We start from the raw sequence: 1,375 nt of genomic DNA, 5'->3' as shown, positions 1-1,375 counted from the left end.
CTGAAGTTGACCCAGAAAAACGGACATCTATCCTTTGGAGAAGGAGGTGCCGATTATGGGCAAGCATCGTACCCCGTACCCGGCGGAATTTCGGGCGCAAATGGTCGAACTGGTGAAGGCTGGACGCAGGCCGGAGGAACTGGAAAAGGAGTTCGAGCCGACTGCACAGACCATCTACAACTGGGTGGCGCAGGCTGATCGCGACACAGGCGTGCGGCATGACGGTCTGACCACAGCCGAGCGGCAGGAGCTAGCACGGTTGCGTCGTGAAGTCCGGCAACTGAAGATGGAGCGCGACATACTCTCTCACGCGGCAGCCTGGTTCGCGAGGGAGACGGGATCCATTCCACCGAAGAGCGGTACGGATTCATGAAAGCGAACCGGGCCCGCTGGCCCATTGCGATGATGGCACGGCTGCTCGGCGTCTCGACAAGCGGCTATTACTCGTGGCTGGTGCGAGAGCCCGCGATGCACACACGTAGCGATGCGCAACTGCTCGCGCGCATCCGCACGCTACATGCGAGCTCGCGCGGCACGTATGGGGCACCGCGTATCCATGCGCAGCTCGCGCGCGAAGGCGTACACGTGGGGCGCAAGCGGGCGGCGCGCCTCATGCGTATGGCGGGTCTGTGCGGGGCAAGCCGGCGGCGCTGGCCGCGCACCACACGGCCACGCGCAGGCGCCCGACGTGCGCCTGATCTGGTGCGCCGGCACTTCAGTGCCGACGCGACAAACGTGCTGTGGGTCGCAGATGCGACCTATGTACCCACGGGGGAAGGATTCCTCTATCTGGCGGTCGTGCTGGATGTGTTCAGCCGTCGCATCATCGGCTGGGCGATGTCTAACCATCTGTACACCGAACTGATGTTACGCGCGCTCGACATGGCGTTGCAGCAACGACGCCATGACGGTGTGATTCTACATTCCGATCAAGGCTGTCAATACACGTCCATTGCCTTTGGACGGCGATGCCGCGAAGCAGGCGTACAGCCGTCGATGGGCACGGCCGGCGATGCCTATGACAACGCGATGTGCGAGTCGTTCTTCGGCACACTCGAAGCCGAACTGCTCTGTCGCGAACACTTCGCGACCCACGAACAGGCACGGCGGCGTCTGTTCTCGTTTCTGGAGAGCTGGTACAACATACGCCGCCTGCACAGCAGCATCGGCTACTGTTCGCCGCTCGAGTTCGAAAACCTGCATGCGCAAGATCAAAGCTTATTGCCGCGCGGGTTGCCCACCGCCGGGCAGCGTCGTGGTCGTGACAGGCGACCCGCCGCCCGACCGTGGACAACCCGCGATTCCACCTTATCGGGAGGTGCCACACCGCATTAAACTCAACTGCAAATCTATCCGTCGAACCGGGTCAACTTCA

At 62.3% G+C, this 1,375-nt stretch carries 1 pseudogene; it reads left to right on the top strand.

The features are described from left to right. Nucleotides 1-55: 55 nt before the first annotated feature. A pseudogene (locus P0D73_RS46400) lies at nt 56-1,203 on the top strand (IS3 family transposase); the annotation flags it as partial. Nucleotides 1,204-1,375 lie beyond the last annotated feature (172 nt).

Source organism: Paraburkholderia sp. RL18-101-BIB-B, from assembly GCF_046026985.1.
GTDB lineage: Bacteria > Pseudomonadota > Gammaproteobacteria > Burkholderiales > Burkholderiaceae > Paraburkholderia.
This window is presented reverse-complemented; position numbering and strand designations above follow the sequence as displayed.